Source organism: Pseudomonas arsenicoxydans, from assembly GCF_006438915.1.
Lineage (GTDB): Bacteria > Pseudomonadota > Gammaproteobacteria > Pseudomonadales > Pseudomonadaceae > Aquipseudomonas > Aquipseudomonas arsenicoxydans_A.
In genome coordinates, this window is record NZ_RCZE01000038.1 from 1 (window position 1) to 1004 (window position 1004).

At 61.0% G+C, this 1004-nt stretch carries 1 protein-coding gene; it reads left to right on the forward strand.

The features are described from left to right. Positions 1–1004 (forward strand): AMP-binding protein (locus tag EAH78_RS32055; protein WP_140672350.1); only part of this gene is annotated, 1004 nt, incomplete at both ends.

Genomic DNA, 1004 nt, shown 5'->3' on the forward strand with positions numbered 1-1004 from the left:
CCAACTACCCCATCACCCTCTCGGTGGACGACCAGGGGGAGGGCTTCACACTGACCGCCCAGACCCTTCACGGAATCGATCCCGTACGGCTGACCCATTACCTGGTCACCGCCCTGCACGGCCTGCTTGATGCCGTGGTCAGCGATCCACAAAGGCCCATCCTGACGGTACCGATTCTGCCGGACGCCGAACGCCAGCAACTGCTGGTGGATTTCAACGCCACTCAGGCCGACTTCCCGCAAGAGGCACTGATCCATGAGCTGTTCGAGGACCAGGCACAACGCCACCCCGACGCCACCGCACTGGTGTTTGAATCCCAGTCGCTGAGTTATGGCGAACTCAACCGCCGGGCCAATCGCCTTGCCCATCACCTGATCGCATTGGGGGTACGGCCGGATGATCGGGTGGCGATCTGTGTCGAACGCAGCCTGGAGATGGTAGTCGGCTTGCTGGCCATCCTCAAAGCCGGCGGCGCTTACCTGCCGCTGGATCCGGCTTACCCGGACGAACGTCTGGCCTATATGCTCGATGATGCCGCGCCGGTGGCCTTGCTGACGCAGGCCGCGCTGCTCAACACCCTGCCCGGCCACCTGCCCACCGTGCTGCTCGATGCCCCGGAGCCGTTACTGCCAGACAGCAATCCGGACGCCAGGGCCTTGGGCCTGACGTCCCATCATCTGGCTTATGTGATCTATACCTCCGGCTCTACGGGTCAGCCTAAAGGGGTCATGGTTGAGCACCGCAATGTCCTCAATCTTGATCGTGGTTTACGCCCATTTTTCACCGAGCGAATGAAACAGCCGTACCGTGTCACGATGAATGCCAGCCTCCTGTTCGACGCCTCTGTGCAAGACTGGATGCAATTGCTGTCGGGCAATACCGTGGTTATCGTGCCGGCAGCCGTCCGGATGGATGGTCAGCAGCTCTGGCACTACTTTACCCAGCACGCCGTGGATGTTTTCGATTCCACGCCCATTCAGTTGCAAGGGCTATTAGAGGCCGGT